Source organism: Paenibacillus stellifer, from assembly GCF_000758685.1.
GTDB lineage: Bacteria > Bacillota > Bacilli > Paenibacillales > Paenibacillaceae > Paenibacillus_AQ > Paenibacillus_AQ stellifer.
This window is the reverse complement of the sequence record NZ_CP009286.1, coordinates 438,534-458,897: the sequence shown is the minus strand read 5'-3', so window position 1 is coordinate 458,897 and position 20,364 is coordinate 438,534. Positions and strand designations below refer to the sequence as shown.

The following is a 20,364-nucleotide window of genomic DNA, read 5'->3' as shown; positions in this document are numbered from 1 at the left end:
ATCCTCTCCTTTATGATTTCATTAATCTGCCGACGGTAATCAGCAGTTCGTCAATAACCTCATGTTCTCCGGCTTCGATTCGTTCTACGATGCAGCTCTTCATATGACCTTCAAGCAGCAGCTTGCCAACGCTTCCGAGCGCGGACTGCACCGCCGCCAGCTGGGTAAGGACATCGTCGCAGTACGTGTCGCGTTCGATCATGCCTTTGATGCCGCGGATCTGGCCTTCGATGCGGTTGAGCCGGGCAGTAAGCCCGCTCTTGAATTCCGGCGCGTGATGACTCTTGCGTTCGCCGGAAGGATGGCAGTCGCCTGCACAGACTGACGTCTCCGAATCGTCTTCGCGCTTATGATGTGTCGCCATGATTCAGCCTCCTTGACTCCAATATAGCATACCCCCATGGGGTATGTAAATGCTGAATGGCAAAATAAAAAACAAAGTCCGTCCAAAGGGTCTTTGGGCTCTCATTTGTGCGGTTGACTCTATGAAAATAATCCCAAATCCCTTAAAATAAATGAACACTTAGTATGAGTCCGCAGGGAGGAGAGACGTTCATGGATAAAGGACAAGCACCCGTCTCCAAATTGAATTTGAGCTATCTGTACAGGCTGCTGCTGTGCATAACGGGTGTGTCCCTTTTTGCCGTGTACAATCAGGGCGTGTTCGTGGCTTACAGCTTCCCGGCCTGGATATGGGCGCTTGCCCTGTCAGGCGCAGCCGTATCCCTGATTGTGTTCACCTTCCAGCTTCCCCCGCAGGGAAACGGCTTATCCCTGGACTCCTCCGTGTATCTCGCCTGCCTGTTCGTATTCGGGGCCTCCTTCAGCCTCACCGTCCTGCTGATTTCTGCAATCGCCATCTTCTTCATCGATCGGGGATTGGCGTGGTGGAGACATGTGAACAATTTCGCGGTCTATTCGATTATGATCACTTCCGCCGCCTATATTTACAGAGCGCTGGGGGGCGAACAGGGACCGCTGTTGGAGGGCCACCTGCCCGCCTATGCCGCAGCCATGGCGATGTATTTTGCGCTGAACACACTGTTGATTGCTTTCTATTATTATTTGACCTTTAACGAGAATCTGTACGACACGCTGAAAGGCATGCTGAAGGACACGGTTCTCGCCTATCTCTGTACGCTGGTGCTTGCGCTGGTGCTGACCATCCTGCTGTACCACAATCAATTATTCGGCCTCGGCCTTTTCCTCTGCATCAGCATTATGATGTCCTATTCGTTCAAGCGGATGTTCGCGATGTACCGGGATATCGAAGAGCGGGCGAACCGTGATCCGCGCACCGGACTATTCAATCACAGCTATTTCGAGCTGGCCCTTGAAGAGGAGATCCGTAAAGCCTGCAACTCCGGCGCTTCCCTCTCGCTCGCCATGATCGACATCGACGATTTCAAGAAATACAACGATCATTTCGGCCATTTAAAAGGCGACGGCCTGATCGTGTTCCTGGCGGATCTCCTGACCCGGGAATGCGGCGGTGAAGATATGCTCGTCTCCCGGTACGGCGGGGAGGAATTCACGCTGCTGATGCCCGGACTCGATACGGCGGAGGCCTACAGCTTCCTCGAACGTCTGCGCAGGACGCTCAATAATTCTCCCTTTGAAGGAGCCGAGATTTTTCCGCAAGGCTGTCTCTCCTTCTCAGCAGGCATTGCGGGCTTCCGCCTTGACATCCACGATAAATCGCAGCTGGTGGAGGAGGCCGACCAGGCTCTCTACTATGCCAAGAAGCAGGGCAAGAACATGGTCCATATTTACGGCCGCCAGTCGACGCTTGAGCGGGAAATCGACTTCAGCCAGGATGTCCGGGACATCGAGCAGCAGCTGCGCCTGTTCATGTACAAGGATCTGGAGACGTTCAAGCATTCCAAACGGGTATTCCGCTATGCAATGGACATGAGCGAGCTGCTGGAGCTGGATAATTCCACGAAACGCCAATTCACGCTTGGCGCGCTGATCCACGATATCGGCAAGCTGGAAATCCCTTGGGGCATTCTGAACAAGAAGGAGAAGCTGTCCGCCGAGGAATGGGAAATGGTCAAATGGCATGTTACCTGGGGCAAGGAAATGGCCTCGACCAACGTTAAATATAAAGAACTGGCGCCCTACATCGAGCTTCATCACGAAAGATATGACGGCAAGGGCTATCCGCACGGCTTCAAGGGCGAGCAGATTCCAAGATTGTGCCGGATGCTGACGGTCATCGATTCCTTCGACGCCATGACGACCGAGCGGCCCTACCAGCCGACCAAATCTGTGGAGGAAGCGATCGTGGAGCTGCGGGCCTGTGCGGGAACGCAGTTCGATCCGGAGCTTACCGAGCTCTTTATCCGCTATATCGAGAGCCGGCAGCTCCGTCTCGCGGAGGCCGCCATTTAGCCAAGCCATCTTAGCACACCGCATTCCGGTTCCAGCACATCCCTCTTTAGCGTTTCATCTATCTGCGGCTTTCATAGCCCCGCCGGGTTCGGCGGGTTTTTTGGTGTGTACACATATGCTCTTACTATGAAAAATTTCATGAAAAAGAGGTTGCTTCCCTATTCAAATTTGAATATAATTAGGTTCACAATTCACCAAAAAAAGGAGTTTACCAAACATGCATTCGAAGGAAAGCAACATGAAGCTCGTCGTGGTCGGCCTGCTTCTCGGGATTCTGATGTCCGCGATGGACAACACAATCGTCGCCGCTGCAATGGGTACGATTGTCGCCGACCTCGGAGGTCTGGACAAAATCGTCTGGGTCACCTCCGCCTACATGGTTATGGTCATGGCGGGCACGCCGATTTTCGGCAAGCTCTCGGATATGTACGGCCGCAAGCGCTTCTTCATGCTGGGACTGGTGCTGTTCCTGATCGGCTCGGCCCTGTGCGGAACCGCAGGCAGCATTACACAGCTCAGCATTTACCGCGCCATTCAAGGGGTCGGCGGCGGCGCGCTGATGCCGATCTCGTTCACTATTATCTTTGACATTTTCCCGCCGGAGAAACGCGGCAAGATGACCGGCTTGTTCGGCGCGGTCTTCGGCATTTCGAGCGTGCTCGGTCCGCTGCTCGGCGCCTATATCACCGATTATATCGGCTGGCAGTGGGTGTTCTACATTAATCTGCCGCTTGGCGTCATCTCCTTCATCCTGATCGCCATGTCGTATAAAGAGTCTGTCATTCATTCCAAGCAGCGCATCGACTGGGGCGGCGCCTTCACGCTGGTGGGCTCGATCGTCTGCCTCATGTTCGGCCTGGAGCTCGGCGGCCAGACAATCGGCGGCAAGCTGTATGCCTGGAATTCTCCTGAAATTCTCGGCCTGTTCGCAGGCTTCGCCGTTCTGCTGATCGCCTTCCTGCTGATCGAGCGCCGCGCAGCGGAGCCGGTAATCACCTTCTCCATGTTCAAGAACCGGCTGTTCGCGACAAGCGCTCTGGCCGCATTCTTCTACGGCTCGGCCTTTATCGTGGCGACCGTGTATTTGCCGATCTTCGTGCAGGGCGTGTTCGGGGGCTCCGCAACGAATTCGGGCCTTATCCTGATGCCGATGATGATCGGCTCCGTGGTGGGCGCCCAGCTCGGCGGCCAGCTTACGTCGCGCACTAGCTTCCGCAACATCATGCTGTTGTCGGCCGTCTTCTTCGTGGCGGGCGTTGCCATGCTGACCACGCTAACGCCGGATACGGCGCGGCTGCTGGTCAACGTCTTCATGGCCGTCACCGGATTTGGCGTCGGCTTCTCATTCTCTGTCCTGAATATGTCCTCCGTGCATCATTTCGACATGCGCCAGCGCGGCTCCGCGACCTCGACCAGCACCTTCCTGCGTTCGCTCGGCATGACGCTCGGCATCACCATCTTCGGCATCATTCAGCGCAATTTATTCTCGAACTCGCTGTCTGATGCATTCGGGGGAAGCGCCCAAGCGGCTTCCTTCGGCGACTCGCGCTCCGCGCTGACACCGGAAGCCCGGGCGAAGATTCCGGCTCCGGTGCTGGAGAAAATATCGGCCGCGCTCTCGTCTTCCATCGCCCATACCTTTATGTGGGCGCTCGCCCCTGCGGTGCTGGCGCTGGTGACGGTAGTTCTGATGCCTAAAGACCGCCTTCTCGTCCACCGTGGAGCTGCCCGCCCGGCACCCGGCAGAGAATAGACGCCATGTCGATCAAGCTGGCGATTCTCGGTCTGCTGCTGGAGCGGGACATGCATCCTTACGAGATGATGGTTGTCCTGAAGGACCGGTCCATCAACAAGATTGCGAAGCTGCAGATGGGCTCCCTCTACTATGCCGTTGACCAGTTGTCCAAGAACGGACAGATCGAGCAGGTGGAGGTTATCCAGAGCCGCGACCGGCCTGAGAAGACGATATACCGGATTACCGAATCCGGGCGAGCGCTGTTTGAGCAGCTGCTGCTTCAGCAGTTCCGCAAGAACGACGCGGTCTACCACCCGATGTATATCGCGCTTGCCTTCTCCAGACATGCTGATCCGGACAAAATTGCGAAGCTGCTGGAGGAGCGCATCCGGGAGGCCGAGCATGAAGTCAATCTGGCCTATCAGGTCTATGAAGAGCATATCGGGATCGTCTCCCGGGCTGTTCTGCACTTGATGTATGGACGTTATGAACACACCCTGACGGAGCTGAAATGGCTCAAACGGCTCTATGCCGATGCGCTGGACCACAAGCTTGGCGTCCAGGGCGGTCCGCTTGATAGGGAAGAGGAATGAAGCGCTGAACGAATGCTGATAACCAGCAAGTCCTGTGTAACCACAGGCCGGATCTCGTTTATCCACAAGCCGAATGCGTTTATTAAGGGACGAGTCCCTTGATCATGCGCATTCGGCTTTTTTTTCGCTATGGAAGGAACATCGAGAAAGTTCGAAAGAAGGCTTCAGTCACCGTTCATCGGGTGCCGGAAATAACATACCTGGTTCTGATGCGGTACAATGGCTGTAGCAGTAAGATGAGATTCGATGAAGGAGGGAATGGATTGAAAACGTTACCACTTAATGTCCGCGGCATTCCCGCTGGGCGTATCGTTCAGGGCTGCATGGGACTTGGCGGAGGCTGGGACCGGGAGCCGGTCACGGCGGAGCAAATCCGGGAAGGGCATATGGCCGTCGAAGCCGCGCTCTCCATCGGCATCAACATGTTTGACCTGGCGGACATTTACACGCGGGGAAAGGCCGAGCTTGTCTTCGGAACCGTGCTGAAGGAGCGCCCGGAGCTGCGCGATAAGCTGATTATCCAGTCCAAATGCGGCATTAAGCTGCAAGAGCCGGGAGAGAGCTCCAACACATTCGATCTTTCCCGTGAGCATATCCTGAGCAGCGTCGACGGCATTCTGTCCCGGCTGGGCACCCCGTATCTCGACATTCTGCTGCTGCACCGCCCCGATCCGTTTATGGACCCCGAGGAGGTTGGAGAAGCGCTGCGGCTGCTCAAGGAGTCCGGCAAGGTCCGGCACTTCGGGGTATCCAATATGAGCGGATCGCAGATCCGGCTGCTTCAGGCTTACTCCGATGAGCCCCTGATTATCAATCAGCTCGAAATGAATCTGGAGAAGACGTTCTGGCTCGATTCCATGGTCAGCGTGAACCGTCCGGCCTGGAGAGAGCATGGCATGCCGGACGGAACGATCGAGCACTGCCGTCTGGAGAAGATCCAGCTTCAGGCCTGGGGGCCGCTCGCCCAGGGCAAATACACCGGCCGTCCGCTTGACGGACAACCCGAGCATGTGATCCGCACTGCCGCCATGGTTCGCTCGCTGGCGGAAGATAAAGGAACGACACCCGAAGCGGTCGTGCTCGCCTGGCTGATGTCGCATCCGGCCGCGATCCAGCCGGTTATCGGCACGGTGAACCCGCAGCGGATTAAAGCCTGCGAAGGAGCGGACAAGCTGGAGCTGACGCGCAAGGAATGGTACGACCTGTATATCAGCGCAAGAGGCACCCGCCTGCCGTAACAAGCTGGGTTACTCGCCCGTTCCGGCGCCTTGGGTCCGATTCCGGCAGCCGCGCCGGAGGGCTACTCCGGCGATATGATTATTTTCAGAGCCGCAGCCTGGCTGCCGTTAAATAAACTTCCCTGTTAAGCTCATAAATGGTAAAAGCTAGTTTTCCTTTTGGGCGGACCTTTGCTATACTTATACCAAAAAACAAGGAGGGAGCATTATTTACCGTGCCGGACAATATTGGACAGCACATTCAACAGCTTCGCCAGGAGAAGGGATTATCTTTATCCGAGCTTGCCGGCAGGGCGGATGTGGCTAAATCATACTTAAGCAATGTCGAACGCAATATTCAATCCAACCCCTCCATCCAGTTCATCGAGAAAATTGCAGAGGCTCTGGATGTCTCCGTCCACATTCTTCTGTACGGAGAGCTCGCCGAGGAAGAACCGCTCGACTCCGACTGGTTCAAGCTGGTTCAGGAAGCTATGGCTTCAGGGGTCAGCAAGAGGGAGTTCAAGGAATTTCTGGATTACCAGAAATGGCGGATTGAACAGAAGAACCAGTGACCGGGATCCGAAATATTGCGTATTTACATAGAGAGGACATGACGCCGCGCCGTCATGTCCTCTTTCGTTATCCTTTAGAAACACTCATTCTTATTTGGTTCACATGGCTTTGAGTGTCTTGTCGCCCAAGAACCGCCGGATCTCATCCGCGTGAATCCCCTGCTTCTTGGCGGCGAGCATCAGCTGCACCCATTCCATATCCAAAGCGACCGTCTGCAGTTCTCCGTTATTCCCCTGGTTGGACTTGTTCAAAAAATCTCCTCCTAAGATTTTGTCCCCAGGCAGTCCAGCCGTCATAGTTACGAGGATAACACGCACGGAAGCTTCTTCCCCCCGTCTGTTTCCCTTAATAACCTTAGACCCGAGACTTTGTGCCCCTGCTTTTCAACAGGTTTACCTTTTGCTGGATCCTTGCATTCAAGGATCTTATGATGTTGTGTTAAGCGATAAGCTTGCAAAGATATTATACAAGATGTTCGCCTAAAAGTGTGTCAAAAAAATGACAATACATTCAATGCGCGGCTGAAACCTAAAATTGAGTGCCTGCAACGGCGACTGGCAGTGAACTAAATTCCAATATTTATGTAAAACCCTCTAGTCGTTAGGAACTATAAACTACTAATACCCACATCTTCGTCCCACTAATCAAATTCTAGTGGATTACTGGAAGGATTTATATAGGTTTATGGTCCCGACCGCCGATTGCGCGTCTCCCCCGATCCTTTGGGCCGCCGAAATGAAGCCTGCGCAATGATGCCTTTTTTCGAACGGATTGGACGAAAGGTTGAATTGATTACCCTGACCTAAAGTTGCACAATAGAATGTGGCAATACGTTTAAAATCGTGTAACTATACTATAGAATGTAAACGTAATCATTGCAGCTCCGGTTACGCCCGCTGGGGCACTGCCTGGAGTTTATCCGTTAGGAGGATGTCTCATGTCAGCCAAAGAGTCCTACAATGAATCTGTTTGGAGCAAGTATTGCGGCCCCAACCTAGGCTACATCCAGGAAAAATACGAACAGTTCAGCGAAGACCCTTCCTCCGTGGAGGCCCACTACCGGGAGCTTTTTACGATATACGGCCCCCCTCCGCTGACAACCGAAGAAGCCCCCGCCCCGGCCCCCGTTCTCTCCGGCGATGCCGATTGGCTCCGCAAGGCGGTCCGCGCTTCCAAGCTGATCGCCAATATCCGCATCTTTGGCCACTTGGCCGCCGATATAGATCCGCTGGAGAAGAGCGGGGATTCCATGGCAAAATGGCTCGATCCCGAGACATACGGGCTGACGCAAGCTGATCTGCTCGCCCTGCCGGCCTCCCTGATCTGGGAGAACGCGCCAACCGGGGTGCAGACCGGCTGGGATGCCTATCACCGGATGCGCCAGGCCTATACAAGAACGATTGCCTATGAATTCGGACATGTCCACGACGAGCAGGAGCTCCGCTGGCTGAACAGCCAGGCCGAATCCTCCAGTTCGCCGGCTCCGCTGACCGATCCGGAGCGGAAGGCGCTGCTGAAACGCCTGATCGAAGTGGAGCATTTCGAAACCTTCCTCCATAAAACCTTCGTCGGCCAGAAACGCTTCAGCCTCGAAGGCAATGACATTCTGGTTCCGATGCTGGATGAAATCGTCCGGGCAGCCGCGCATGACGGTGCGGAGAATATTTTGATGGGCATGGCCCACCGGGGACGCCTCAACGTGCTTGCCCATATTTTGGGCAAACCTTACGATATTATTTTCTCGGAGTTCCACCACTCTCCGAACAAGGAGCTCTTCCCTTCCGAGGGCTCGATGGGCATCAATTACGGCTGGACCGGCGATGTGAAATATCATCTTGGAGCCGACCACGCCTTCCATGAAGGCGAGACCGTACGCACCCGGCTGACGCTGGCCAACAACCCGAGCCATCTGGAGTTCGTCAATCCGGTCGTCGAAGGCTTCGCCCGGGCTGCGCAGGAAGATCGCAGCGGCACGGGGCTGCCGGTTCTGAATACGAACCGCGCACTGGCTGTGCTCATGCACGGCGACGCCGCATTCCCCGGCGAGGGAATCGTCGCCGAGACACTGAACATCAGCAAGCTGAACGGCTACCTGAACGGGGGCACGATCCATATTATCGTGAACAACCGCATCGGGTTCACCACCGAGAGTGAAGACTCCCGCTCCACCCGCTATGCCAGCGATCTGGCCAAAGGCTACGAAATTCCGATCGTGCATGTCAACGCCGACGATTCGGATGCCTGCATCGCCGCTGTCCGGCTGGCCAGCGCCTACCGCAGCCAATTCAAGAAGGATTTCCTGATTGACCTTGTCGGCTACCGCAGACACGGACATAATGAAATGGACGATCCTGAGATGACGCAGCCGCTGAAGTACGCCAAGGTCAAAAATCATCCGACCGTCTCCCGGATCTACGCCGAACGTCTTGAGCAGGAGAAGCTCGTGACGCGCGGGGAAGCGGAAGCCATGGAGGCCGAAGCGGAGAAGGTGCTTCAGCAAGCCTATGAGAAGATGAAAGCAAACAAAGAGAGCGGCGAAGTCAAGAACGCTGTGGCCGTGTCGGCTGACATTCATCCTGCCTCGGCTGCCGTGACTGCCGTTCCGTTGGAACGCCTGCAATTCATCAACCGCAAGCTGCTGGAAGTTCCTGCGGGCTTCAAAGTGTATCCGAAGCTGCAGCGCATTTTGCAGCGGCGCGGGTCACTCCTGAACGACGGGGAGAAGGTGGACTGGGCACTGGCCGAGACGCTCGCCTTCGCAACCATCCTCCAGGACGGAACGCCGATCCGGCTGAGCGGACAGGACGCCCAGCGCGGCACATTCTCCCAGCGCCATCTGGTTCTGCATGACAGCGAGACGGGCAAAGTCTTCGCTCCGCTGCACCAGCTGGAGGACGCCAAGGCCAGCTTCGGCGTCTACAACAGCCCGCTGTCGGAGGCCTCGGTGCTGGGCTACGAATACGGATATAACGTATTCGCTCCCGAGACGTTCGTCATCTGGGAAGCGCAGTACGGCGACTTCGCGAATGCGGCGCAGGTCATCTTCGACCAGTTCATTTCGGCGGGCCGGGCCAAATGGACCCAGCGCAGCAGCCTGACGATTCTGCTGCCCCACGGCTATGAAGGCCAGGGGCCGGAGCACTCCAGCGGCCGCCTGGAGCGTTATCTGCAGCTGTCGGCCGAGGAGAACTGGACTGTCGCGAACCTCACCAGCGCAGCGCAGTATTTCCACCTGCTCCGCCGCCAGGCCGCGCTGTGCGGCCAGCCGGACGCAAGACCGCTCGTCATCATGACGCCGAAGAGCCTGATCCGCAACGCGCGCAGCGCTTCGCCCGGCGCGGAGCTTGCTTCCGGACGCTTCGAAGCGGTGCTTCCGGACCCGCTGCTCGGACAGAAGCCGGGCGGAATCAAGCGGCTCCTGGTCTGCACCGGCAAAGTTGCCATCGATCTGCAGGCCGAGCTTGAAGCCGGCCCGGACAAAGACTGGTCATGGCTGCATATTCTGCGGCTGGAGCAGCTCTACCCGTTCCCGGAACGGGAGCTTGCCGCCTATCTGGATACCTTCGGCTCTCTCGAGGACATCGTCTGGGTGCAGGAAGAGCCGAAGAACATGGGCGCCTGGAGCTACGCGGAGCCCCGGCTGCGGGCTATCGCACCGAAGGGAGTGCCGGTCCGGTACGCCGGCCGGCCGGAGCGCTCCAGCCCTGCCAGCGGATACGCCGACGTCCACAGCTTCGAGCAGCGGAGAATTGTTGGCGAAGCTCTGACCTGGAACCGGAAGAACGAAGAACCGGTCCGCGTCTTTAATACCTCGGCCCGTTCCTGACAGCGGCCGTGGATCGGCGGGCAGCCCGGCCCTTCGCTAGGGACTCCCGCCTGTCACAATGAAGAGATCACTACTTGAATAGCGCCCAGCTTGAACCTTTCTTCCATGTCAAGCCAAAGCGGTTGTGCCGTCCCGTCTAGGGGCGGTGTCCTAGCAGCGCAATAAATTTTGGGGAGGTAGCGGCCTGTGTCTGAAATCAAAGTGCCCGATCTGGGCGAATCGATTACTGAAGGTACGATCTATAAATGGCTGGTCAAGGAAGGAGATTCCGTCGGTCAGGGAGATGTTCTGGCTGAGCTTGAGACGGATAAGGTCAATCTGGAGATCAGCGCCGAAGAGAGCGGCGTGATCGCCCAAATTCTGCGCCAGGCGGGCGAGAACGTCGCCGTCGGCGAAGCCATCGGCATCATCGGCGAAGCCGGAGCCGGAGCCGCCGGACAGGCGGCGGCTGGCGGCCAGAGCGCCGATGCGCCGAAGCTGCCGGAGCCGGCGAAGGCCGCTCCGGCCCCCGAAGCTCCGCCGGCACAGCCTGGCGGAGCGACAGCCGCGGCGGCGGCCCAGGAGGCCCAGGCCGCCGGCGGTTCCGCGTACCTGGCTACGCCGGGTGCGCGCAAGCTCGCGCGCGAGCGAGGCATCGACCTCGGCGAGGTCGGCGCGCGCGATCCCATCGGCCGGATTGGCCGGGCCGATGTGGACACCCACGGCGCGGCCCCGGCCGCCGCGCCGGCACCGGCAACGGCGGCTGCGCAGAGCGCGCCGGCCGTGACGCCCCCGCCCTCCGCGCCGAAGGCGGAGGGCAAGGAAGTCGAGCGCAAGCGCATGTCGCGCCGGCGGCTGACGATCGCGAGCCGCCTGGTCGAAGCGCAGCAGACGGCGGCGATGCTGACCACCTTCAACGAGGTGGACATGACAGCCATTCTCGACATCCGCAAGCGCCGGAAGGATGCCTTCAAGGAGAAGCATGACATCGGCCTCGGCTTCATGTCCTTCTTCACCAAGGCGGTTGTGGGCGCGCTCAAGGCCTACCCGCTGCTGAACGCCGAGATTGACGGCGAGGATCTGCTCATCAAGAAATTTTACGACATCGGCATCGCCGTATCGGCCAAGGAAGGCCTCGTCGTTCCGGTTGTGCGGGACGCCGACCGGCTGAGCTTCCCGGAGATCGAGCGCAGAATCGCCGATCTGGCGTCGAAGGCCCGGGCCAACACGCTCGCGCTGTCCGATCTCCAGGGCGGCACATTCACCATTACCAATGGCGGCGTATTCGGCTCCCTGATGTCGACGCCGATTCTGAACGCGCCGCAAGTCGGCATACTGGGCATGCACAAGATTCAGCTTCGTCCGATCGCGCTCGATGAAGAGACGACAGTCAACCGACCGATGATGTATATCGCCCTCTCCTACGATCACCGGATCGTGGACGGCTCGGAGGCAGTCAGCTTCCTTGTCAAAGTCAAGGAACTGCTGGAAGACCCGGAGGCGCTGCTGCTGGAAGGCTAAGACGGCGACGATACAGGGTCTCCTCCATAAAGAACAAGCGGAACCCCGCCGGCTTGCCGCCAGCGAGGTTCCGCTTGTTTGCGTAGGTTAAATTCGTGTATAAGCAAATAAGAATAAATCCATCGTTTACTGTTCAGCCTATTCCTCCACCCGATCCAGCCATTCCATGATCAAAGCCTCGAACAGCCGGGGCTGCTCGATCTGCAGATTATGTCCGGCACGGTCCAGGACGGCGAAGGTTGTCCGGGGGTACATCTTCAGGATGCTGAAGGCATCCTCGTAGCCGGTAACGGCATCCTGCTTGCCTGCCAGGAGAATTCCCGGCTTGCGGAATTCCTCCCGATCGACCGGGAAGGAAAAGGCGTAGCGGGCTTTAATCTTGGCCAGAAAGGGCTCGTCGGCCAGCAGACAGCCCGGCACAATCTCTTCTTTATACCGGTTCCAGGTATAGGGATCGAGCACGACGCCCATCGAAGCGAAGTCCGCAAGCTCTTCCGGCGTCAGTCTCTCGGCAAGGCCGGCATCCTGCCGAATGATGGTGTGCGGAGGAAGAGTTCGGTCCCGCTTCTCCGGTACGATCATCGGACAGATCAAGGCCATTCCGTCCACCCGTTCCGGTCTCTTCGCGATGATGCCTCTTGCGATATAGCCGCCGTAGGACTCGCCAGCCAGAGCGAAGCTCTCTCCGGGCAGCATGACGTCCAGAAAGTCCAGCACGGCCTCCAGCATCTCATCGGAATTCTGGATGTCCGAGTATCCTCTGCTCTTCCCCATTCCCGGCAGATCCAGATACAACCGTCTCCAGCCGGTCCGTTCCCGGAATACAGGCTCCATGCACCCGCTCATCAGCCTGTGGTCAGGAGTATAACCGTGAATCAGAACGATCGGTTTGCCCTCGCCTTTCTCCTCATAATACAGCTCGGCCTTGCCTGTCCGGCAGTATGGCATCTCTATCTCCTCCTCGGCACTGAATCCCGCTGCCCTTCCCGCGTCGGCGTTGCGGTTAGTCCATCCCGATGGCAGCGGAGGACACTCTCCTTATCTTAGCAGAAAGCCTCTCTACCGTGCAGGTTCGTTCTTGTAAGGCGGATATTTCAATTTACCCTTCATTAGAGTTTAATGAGAGTTCCCGCCCGTACGAATGCCCGAAGCCATGCCTGCCCCAAGTTGTCTCTTCCACGCAAAAAAGCTGCTCTCGTCCCCCAAGGGTCCGATGAGCAACTTTTTTGTTTAGCCGACATATTTGTCTATATCTATTTGGTTTTATCTATGAAGTCAGCTTGCAAAAGGCCGAAGCCTTCAAGCTGAAGCTTCCGTGGATTGGAATGCGCAGGCAAGCTTAGAAGCTGTTATGCGCGGCGCGGCTGGAGCGCCTGTTTGCCTGCTTTGGGCTCCCGGCGGGACGCCGTCGGCGATTTCAGGGTCAGGGCAATCAGACTGGAGAGCAGGCACAGCGCCCCGATGGTAACAAAGGTTGGCTGGAAGCCTCCGAGAAAGGCCGCAACGAACGAGCCGGACAGTGCGCCGATGCCGAAGCCCTGGTAAATGATGCCGTAGTTCTTGTTATGGTTCTTCAGCCCGAAGAAGTCACTGACGATCGCCGGGAAGACGGTAATGTTGCCGCCGAAGCAGAAGGCGATGGCAGCCACACAGGCGAAGAAGAGACCGAAGTTCAGTTCCGCATAGCTGAGAGTCAGCGCTGCAGCCGCCGTTACGGCGAGTGTGCAGCCGACCAGCTTGAGGCGGCTCATCTTATCGGACAGTGCGCCCAGGACCAGGCGTCCGGCCGTATTGAAGATGGCGATCATCGCCACGGCGTTCGCGGCAGTCTGCACGTCAAGTCCGGCAAGCTTCACGCCGATATCCTTCACGATGCCGATCAGATATAGTCCGCTCATGCAGGCGGTGAAGAAGATGACGAACAGCAGATATGCCTGCTTCGTGCGCAGCATTTCGCGGACGGTGTAATCTCTGTTCTCCGTCGGTTGCTGCACGGTGGCGCTCTTCTCTACCGGAGACACGGCGGCTTCCCGGATCAGCAACGAACCGACTATAACCATGGCCATCACGATCAGTCCCCAGTAGAGGAAGGCGGCGGATACGCCCACCGAGCTGATCAAGCTGCCGTTAATATATTTGAAGACCAGGCTTCCCGTTCCGTAAGCGCCGACCGAAACGCCCGAGATGAGGCCTTTGCGGCGCGGGAACCATTTGATCAGGTTGGACAAGGAGGTAATATAAGCTGTACCGTCGGCATACCCGACAATGAGGCCTGCGAGCAGGTAGAACATCGGAAGCGAGCTCGCCTGGGAGCTCAGCATCAGGCCAAGACCGAGCACGATGCCCGCTGCCGCAGTAAGCTTGCGGATGCCGATGCGATCCTGCAGCCGGCCGGCGAACAGTGTCGCAAAAGCCAGCGCGAAACTGGTAATGGAGAACGTAATCGAGACGGAGCTCAGCTGCCATCCGAATTTCGTAACAAGAGGCTGGTTGAACAGGCTCCAGGTATAAATCGTGCCAAGACCCATCTGCGTCAGTATGGTTCCGAGTACAATAAGAAAGCGATTGCTTTTTTGATCTGCCGACATGGCCGGTCCCTTCTTTCGCTATCATTTCATATCATGAGCGCTCTATTGCTTCTTTATTGTAGATCAGCGGCGGAATGAACGGCTCAAATACGGAATGAAATGACGAAAAGACGGAATGAAGTGCCTCTACAGCCTCATGAGCTGCCTGAATTCCTTCACCTTGCTGCGGCTTACCGGCACTTCAAAGTCCAGATCGCGCAGCCGAAGCAGGTACGTATTGTTGAACCACGGGATAATCTCCTTGATCTTCGAGAGGTTCACGATGAAGGAGCGATGGCAGCGGAAGAAGCGGTCCTGCGGCAGTCTGCCGTGAAACTCGCTGATGCTGACGCCCATCGAATATTCGTGGCTGCGCGTGAACACGCTGGTCGTCTTCTCCTGCGCCGAGGCGTAATAGATGTCATCGGCGTCGACGACGATGATCTTCTCATTTTCCCACAGATTGACCTTGTTGCTGACCGGGCTTCGCCCTTCCTTCGCTCCCGCATGCCGGGCCGAGGCCGCCGTCTCCAGCTTCGCCAGCATTCCCTTGATCCGCGTCTCATTGTACGGCTTCAGGATGTAATCAAACGCCTCGATTTCGAACGCTTCGGCGGCATGCTCCTTGTATGCGGTGATGAATACAATATAGGGTTTCACCGTGAACTTGCTAATATTCTGGGCCAGCAGCACGCCGTCCACCGACGGGATATTAATATCGAGAAACAGCACATCTACTTCATTGGCCTGCACATATTTCAGCGCATCCAGCCCATCCTCGAACTCGGCAACGATCTCGATCCCGCTGTTCGCCCGGATCAGATAGGCCAGCTCCTGTCTTGCCAGTTCTTCGTCTTCGACAATGATGGCTCTCATGTCATCGATGCTCCTTTTTCACCGTAAAGGTAATGATAGTACCCTTCTCCGCTCTCGTGATGCGCAGTCCCTCGCCATAGATCAGCTTCACCCGCTGGTGCACGTTGAACAGGCCGATCTTATTCTCCGGCATATCGCCGGTATATACCTTCTGAATGGTCTCTTCGCTGATGCCGACACCGGTGTCGGCTATGCCGATCTCCACGCTCTCCCCCCGGTCCTTGACGGAAATTGTGACTGTACCCGCTCCCCGCTCTTTAAGAATCCCGTGCACGATCGCGTTCTCGACCAGCGGCTGGATAATCAGGCTCGGAATCCGGACATCCGCTTCGTCGTCAATGTCGTATATAACGTTGAGGCGTTTGCCGAAGCGCGCCTTTTCAATCTCGACATAATAGCGGACCTGCTGAAGCTCCTTGCGGATATCAATGAAGTCGTCCGTCAGCTCCAGGTTGTAGCGCATATAGCCCGACAGGTTCACAATCAGTTCCCTTGCCTTGTCCGGGTCGATCCGGATCGAGGAGGCGATCGCATTCAGGGCGTTGAACAGAAAATGCGGATTGATCCGCGTCTGCAGCGCCTTCAGCTCCGCCTTGTTCGCCATCTCCTTGATATCCTCCACCCGCGAAACCTCCATCAGCGTGGAAATAATCTGCGAGAGGCCGATGGCCATTGCCTGCAGGGAATAAGTGATTTTGTGGGCTTTGGTGTAATAAATTTTGAGCGCGCCGGTAACCTCGCCCTTCTCCTTCAGCGGAATGATGATAAGAGAACGGATATGCTGATGATTGTAATCCGTGTCATTGTTGCGGATCGTGATTTCCCCGCTTGACAGCGTCTGTTTCGTCTCGTCACTGATAATCTCGTTCTTCTCCGTATAATATTCCTCCCCGACGCCGACATAAGCGCGAATCCATCTCGTATCGGTGATTGCAACCGCATCGGCTCCGATATCCTCCTTGATGATTGTGCAGATCCGGCGCAGGGACTCGGGATTGATGCTGCGAAAATAAGGGAGGGTCTTGTTGGCGATATCCAGCGCGAGCTTGGACTGCCGGGCAGCAATCCGTTCCTTCTCGCCTTCAACGCTCTGCACGAGCATGACGATCAGTCCGACGCTGACCTGGCTGACGATCATCGGAAAAGCGATCTTGGAGACAATATCGATTCCCAGCGACATCGGATGCGCCATTGCGATAATCAGCAGCATCGTGAGCGCCTCGCAGCCCATCCCGGCCAGAATACCCACCTTCCAGCGGCGCCCGGCCGGAACCCGGCGGTGAATGATCCCCGAGACAATCCCCGCAGTAACGCTCGTAATGAGACAGGGAACCGAGGTTACACCGCCGATATCGATCAGGAACCGGTGAACGCCGGAGATCAGCCCGGTGATCATGCCTACCCACGGGCCGAACAAAATGCCCCCGGCCATGATCGCCACAATGCGGACATTCACCAGCGAGCCATCCACCTTGATCCCGCTGTACGTGCTGAAGATCGCGAACAGGCTGAAGATGACAGTGCCGATGAACAGCTCGGGCGGCGCGTAGGCCCCCTTCTGAAAAATCTCCTTGAACCTCGGAATCCGGGTCAGCACGAACAGGGTCATCAGGAGCAGCGCCGCCCGTTCGAGCAGCTGCAGCAGGATCGTAATTGCGTAAGACATCGTAACAAGCCCCCATATCCATAGATATCGGTCATTATAGGCCTCGCCCCCCTGTTTGTCCAACTATCGTCCGCCGCCTCCTCCATGAAAAAACGCCCCGGCCGGTTATGGCCAGGGCGTCTGACTACAGATGCAGATTAAAGGTGCGATTCGAGAGCGATGCCTTGTAGTAGTAGGCCAGTGAGCCGGGTGCCGGTATGTCTCACACCGCAAGATCGACGCCGACAACGCCGACCTTGTTCCCGCTTCCGTCGGTAATCGACCGCGAGAGCGTAATGCAGGGGCGCTTCGTAATGGCCGAGATGTAAGGCTCAGATACATAATCCCCCTCGTTCATCGCTCCGATCCACCAATCCCGCTGCTTCGCATTAAGCAGCCCCGCTTCCGGCTGCGAGAAGATGAATGTGCCGTCCGTCCGGTTGGACCAGATCGCCTGTACGTCTTCCGATTCTTTCAGGCAGCCGGCCAGCACCTTCTTGTGCGTGTCCATATCGGGAACGCTAAGCTCCTCTCTGGCCGCCAGGCGCAGCAGCAGCTTCTTCGCATACTCCAGCTTCTCCGAGTAACGGCTGTCCTGAATCTCGTGGCTGCCGGCGATTTCCGCGACGGACTCGCGCAGCGCCTGCGACTCGGCAAGCATCTGGGCGCTGACGCCGTTCAGCTCGCCGATCTGGCTCCGCTGCCGGTCCACCTGCTCCAGCGTTACATCGACGCTGGCAATCGTCTCGTTGAGCAGGCCGACCGCCACGGTCAGCTCCTCCAGCCCCCCGGCGATGAGCTCGCTCTGGCGGACGGTCGCCTTCACGGTCTCCCCGACCGCTTCATCCACGACCCGAACCGTTCCCGACATCTCGGCGAGCCGCACCTTAACGGAGGCTACCTCGCTTACTCCACGATCGACAGAAACGCGTTCCCGCTCCACCGACTCCAGTACCTGCCGCACGCCCTGATTGATATCGACCAGCAGTGCAGAGGAACGGTCCACCGACGAGCGGCTCTGCTCCGCAAGCTTGCTGATGCGGCCGGCGACGACCGCGAAGCCTCGTCCCTGCTCGCCCGCGCGCGCCGCTTCGATGGATGCGTTAAGCGCCAGCAGCGACGTTTCTTCCACAACGCCGACGATCACTTCATTAATGCTCTCGACAGTCGCGATATGCTTGCTGAGCGCAGTGAACTTCTCGAACATATCGCCGCTCTGCTCTTTAAGCTCTTTCATGACCTCATCCGTATTCTTCAGGGAGTCGACCATTTCGGCAACCTCCCGGCTGGCCGCCTGCATGCTCCGGCCCAGCTTGTCGGTAAGCTGCTGAATGCTCTCTGCGGCCCCGGCGACCCCGTTCATTGTGGAGGAGGCTTCCTCCATATTGGCTTTGGCCTCATAGCTACGGCTCTTAAGGGCCACTTCCAGCTCATGCGATAGATCGGCTGTCCGCTGGAGCTCCTCGGTATGCCGGCTGATCTCCGCCAGCGCGCCGTGCATCCGGTCGGAGGTCACCAGCATTTCGCTGCCGAGCGTCCGCACCTGATCTTCCGCCTGGACCAGGACCGAGTCCAGCCGGCCACGGGATCGGTACACGGCGTATGAAAGAAGCATCGATGACAAGAAGATCAGCACCAGTACCAGCTTGTGTACCCAGAACATTTTGATGAACAACAGTACGTACAGTACAGCAAGCAGCAAAAAGACGGCATTCCAGGCGAAAACGAGACGCTTGTGTTGCAAGAGCATTTCGACCCACTTCCTTCATGTTATGTATCATGACATTATAGCAGGTAAAATTCGCCATGGATATGCATTCCTCAGCAATAATCCGCCCTTTTCGCCCAAATTCCGCACATTTTTCGGAGAGTTAACAAACAAAAGGCTTTATCAAATCATCGTTTCATTTATAGCTCCAGCTGGACCCAGCCCGTCTGTTGATTCGGCAATTGGACTTCCACCCAGTTCTTCCACTGCCGAATAGCTGTGACATCTTGCGGCACTTCGCTGATTTCCAGAATCACCTTGCCGTCCGGTTCATCGTACAGCGACACAGGCTGCGACAAGGTCAGGTTTTGATTCATGGGCGTCAGCTCTCTGAACGATAGATTCGTCAAATTAACCCATTTCGTCCCCGTCTGCACTTCGACCAGATACCAGGATTTCCAGCGCTTAATCGCATGCACTTCCTGCGGAGGAAGCAGCGTCTCAGAGGTTTGATCGAGCGGTGAAGCATAGAGCGAAACTTTGTCTTGCAGATCCAGATACACATCAACCGTCTCCGGCGTTCCGATTTGCGGATGTGCTTCATAAATCCATTTTGGTCCCGCGTAAGTCTGAATCAAGAACCAATTTCCTGACCGGCGTATGGACTGTAACGTCTGCGGCGAGATCTGGATGGATGCCTGGGAAAGGAAGTTGTTTTGACTATAAGCCCTCTTGGTTTCCGTTATGTTGAACGAGGCGGCATAGTCCTGGACCACCCTGTTATTTTTATTTTTCTGATACCACAGCTTATATCCTTCATCCGCGAGCCACAGGCCAATCGTCTTGTTCTTCCTCCATTCTGAAGAAAAAGCGGAGATCGGCAGATTGGTTTCTCCCGTCTTCGTGCCCAGCTCCGGTGTGAAGGCAGGCCGGCCGTACGTTTGAATGAACCAATCCGTATATCCGCCGCCCGAAGGATTGGACGAAGGAGCCACGAGAGAATATCCCGTTTTGGAGGAAAAAGTGCGGGCCAACCGTTGATCGCGTGACAGATTGGCTTTCTGGGTATGAAAATTCCAATACAAAATGCTGCCTGCGGTATGGTAGGACACCGCGATTTCAGGGTCGATCCGTTTCGTAAACGCAACCAGAGCTTTCGTCTCTTCGGCCTGTTCGGGAGCCGTCCCTTTATAATTCATAAAGTTCGGATATGAGACTGCTTTTTGAATATGCGCCCAATCCGCATCATATTGGCGATTCAGGTCGACACCTTTCGCATTCGCTTTCCAGCGGTCAAAGTTGGCGCTGCCGCCGTTCATCTGGATAAGCCTTGTCCGCACCGATTGCGGGAAAGCGGAAGCTCCGAACTGCTGCAGGGTCACACCGTCAGGATTGACCATAGGAACAAACCAAATGGTCGTCTCATTCAGGCTCTGCCTGGCTGAATATTTCCCGATTTGCCCGTCGCTGATATAGGCCTGGGCATATTGCTCCAGCATGTACAGATTCAAGGTTGTCGTCAGCCATTCCCGGGCATGATGGGAACCGTTAATAAAAATCGTCGCCTCTCCATTTCCGAGCGCAACCGCCCAAATGTCGCGGCCGAAAGCGGTCTTGCCAATGCTCTCATAGCGGATCAGATTGGGATAAGCGGCGGCCAGAGCCTGTATATCTTTCGTCATTTGGGCATAGGTATAGACCTGTTTGGGGTTGACGATCGATGTTGA

Annotated in this window: 15 protein-coding genes and 1 riboswitch; of the genes, 7 read left to right on the top strand and 8 right to left on the bottom strand. The window is 56.7% G+C overall.

The genetic code is table 11. From position 1 onward, the window contains the following. Window positions 1-10 precede the first annotated feature (10 nt). Complete coding sequence (locus tag PSTEL_RS02210) at window positions 11-364, bottom strand: metal-sensitive transcriptional regulator (RefSeq protein ID WP_038693187.1); 354 nt, start codon at window positions 362-364, stop codon at window positions 11-13. Between the two features lie 191 nt (window positions 365-555). On the opposite strand from PSTEL_RS02210, the gene PSTEL_RS02205 reads away from it, so the two are divergent. The 5 genes from PSTEL_RS02205 to PSTEL_RS02185 all read left to right on the top strand — a co-directional run bounded on the left by PSTEL_RS02205 (window position 556) and on the right by PSTEL_RS02185 (window position 6,514). Then, window positions 556-2,394, top strand: a complete 1,839-nt coding sequence (locus tag PSTEL_RS02205) for an HD-GYP domain-containing protein (protein WP_038693185.1) — start codon at window positions 556-558, stop codon at window positions 2,392-2,394. A 217-nt stretch (window positions 2,395-2,611) separates the two neighbouring features. Beyond that, window positions 2,612-4,147 carry an MDR family MFS transporter gene (locus tag PSTEL_RS02200; protein ID WP_038693182.1) on the top strand — a complete coding sequence of 512 codons (1,536 nt, stop codon included), beginning with the start codon at window positions 2,612-2,614 and terminating at the stop codon, window positions 4,145-4,147. 5 nt (window positions 4,148-4,152) lie between these two features. After that, complete coding sequence (locus PSTEL_RS02195; protein ID WP_038693180.1) at window positions 4,153-4,722, top strand: PadR family transcriptional regulator; 570 nt, start codon at window positions 4,153-4,155, stop codon at window positions 4,720-4,722. A gap of 263 nt (window positions 4,723-4,985) precedes the next feature. Continuing rightward, entirely contained in the window at window positions 4,986-5,960 is a 975-nt protein-coding gene (locus PSTEL_RS02190; RefSeq protein ID WP_038693178.1) for an aldo/keto reductase, read from the top strand. A gap of 215 nt (window positions 5,961-6,175) precedes the next feature. Beyond that, window positions 6,176-6,514 carry a helix-turn-helix domain-containing protein gene (locus tag PSTEL_RS02185; protein ID WP_038693177.1) on the top strand — a complete coding sequence of 113 codons (339 nt, stop codon included), beginning with the start codon at window positions 6,176-6,178 and terminating at the stop codon, window positions 6,512-6,514. A gap of 99 nt (window positions 6,515-6,613) precedes the next feature. On the opposite strand, the gene PSTEL_RS26645 is transcribed toward PSTEL_RS02185, so the two are convergent. Beyond that, entirely contained in the window at window positions 6,614-6,766 is a 153-nt protein-coding gene (locus PSTEL_RS26645) for an anti-repressor SinI family protein (protein ID WP_084064597.1), read from the bottom strand. A gap of 25 nt (window positions 6,767-6,791) precedes the next feature. Beyond that, a riboswitch (cyclic di-GMP riboswitch) is annotated at window positions 6,792-6,922 on the bottom strand. A gap of 530 nt (window positions 6,923-7,452) precedes the next feature. On the opposite strand from PSTEL_RS26645, the gene PSTEL_RS02180 reads away from it, so the two are divergent. Together PSTEL_RS02180 and odhB are read left to right on the top strand one after the other, a co-directional pair. Continuing rightward, window positions 7,453-10,341, top strand: coding sequence for a 2-oxoglutarate dehydrogenase E1 component (locus PSTEL_RS02180; protein ID WP_038693175.1), 2,889 nt, complete (start codon window positions 7,453-7,455; stop codon window positions 10,339-10,341). 186 nt (window positions 10,342-10,527) lie between these two features. Then, window positions 10,528-11,841, top strand: coding sequence for a 2-oxoglutarate dehydrogenase complex dihydrolipoyllysine-residue succinyltransferase (odhB, locus tag PSTEL_RS02175; protein ID WP_038693174.1), 1,314 nt, complete (start codon window positions 10,528-10,530; stop codon window positions 11,839-11,841). A 138-nt stretch (window positions 11,842-11,979) separates the two neighbouring features. Here the strand turns inward: odhB and PSTEL_RS02170 are convergent, their stop codons facing one another. The 6 genes from PSTEL_RS02170 to PSTEL_RS02145 all read right to left on the bottom strand — a co-directional run bounded on the left by PSTEL_RS02170 (window position 11,980) and on the right by PSTEL_RS02145 (window position 20,319). Next, window positions 11,980-12,789, bottom strand: a complete 810-nt coding sequence (locus tag PSTEL_RS02170; protein ID WP_038693171.1) for an alpha/beta fold hydrolase — start codon at window positions 12,787-12,789, stop codon at window positions 11,980-11,982. A 401-nt stretch (window positions 12,790-13,190) separates the two neighbouring features. Then, window positions 13,191-14,429, bottom strand: a complete 1,239-nt coding sequence (locus PSTEL_RS02165; RefSeq protein ID WP_038693170.1) for an L-lactate MFS transporter — start codon at window positions 14,427-14,429, stop codon at window positions 13,191-13,193. Between the two features lie 126 nt (window positions 14,430-14,555). Next, window positions 14,556-15,284, bottom strand: a complete 729-nt coding sequence (locus PSTEL_RS02160) for a LytR/AlgR family response regulator transcription factor (RefSeq protein ID WP_038693168.1) — start codon at window positions 15,282-15,284, stop codon at window positions 14,556-14,558. A gap of 1 nt (window position 15,285) precedes the next feature. Next, window positions 15,286-16,950, bottom strand: coding sequence for a sensor histidine kinase (locus PSTEL_RS02155; protein ID WP_038699974.1), 1,665 nt, complete (start codon window positions 16,948-16,950; stop codon window positions 15,286-15,288). Between the two features lie 202 nt (window positions 16,951-17,152). After that, complete coding sequence (locus tag PSTEL_RS02150) at window positions 17,153-18,679, bottom strand: methyl-accepting chemotaxis protein (RefSeq protein ID WP_038693167.1); 1,527 nt, start codon at window positions 18,677-18,679, stop codon at window positions 17,153-17,155. Window positions 18,680-18,837: 158 nt separating this feature from the next. After that, window positions 18,838-20,319 carry a M14 family metallopeptidase gene (locus PSTEL_RS02145; RefSeq protein ID WP_245625054.1) on the bottom strand — a complete coding sequence of 494 codons (1,482 nt, stop codon included), beginning with the start codon at window positions 20,317-20,319 and terminating at the stop codon, window positions 18,838-18,840. Between the last annotated feature and the right edge of the window lie 45 nt (window positions 20,320-20,364).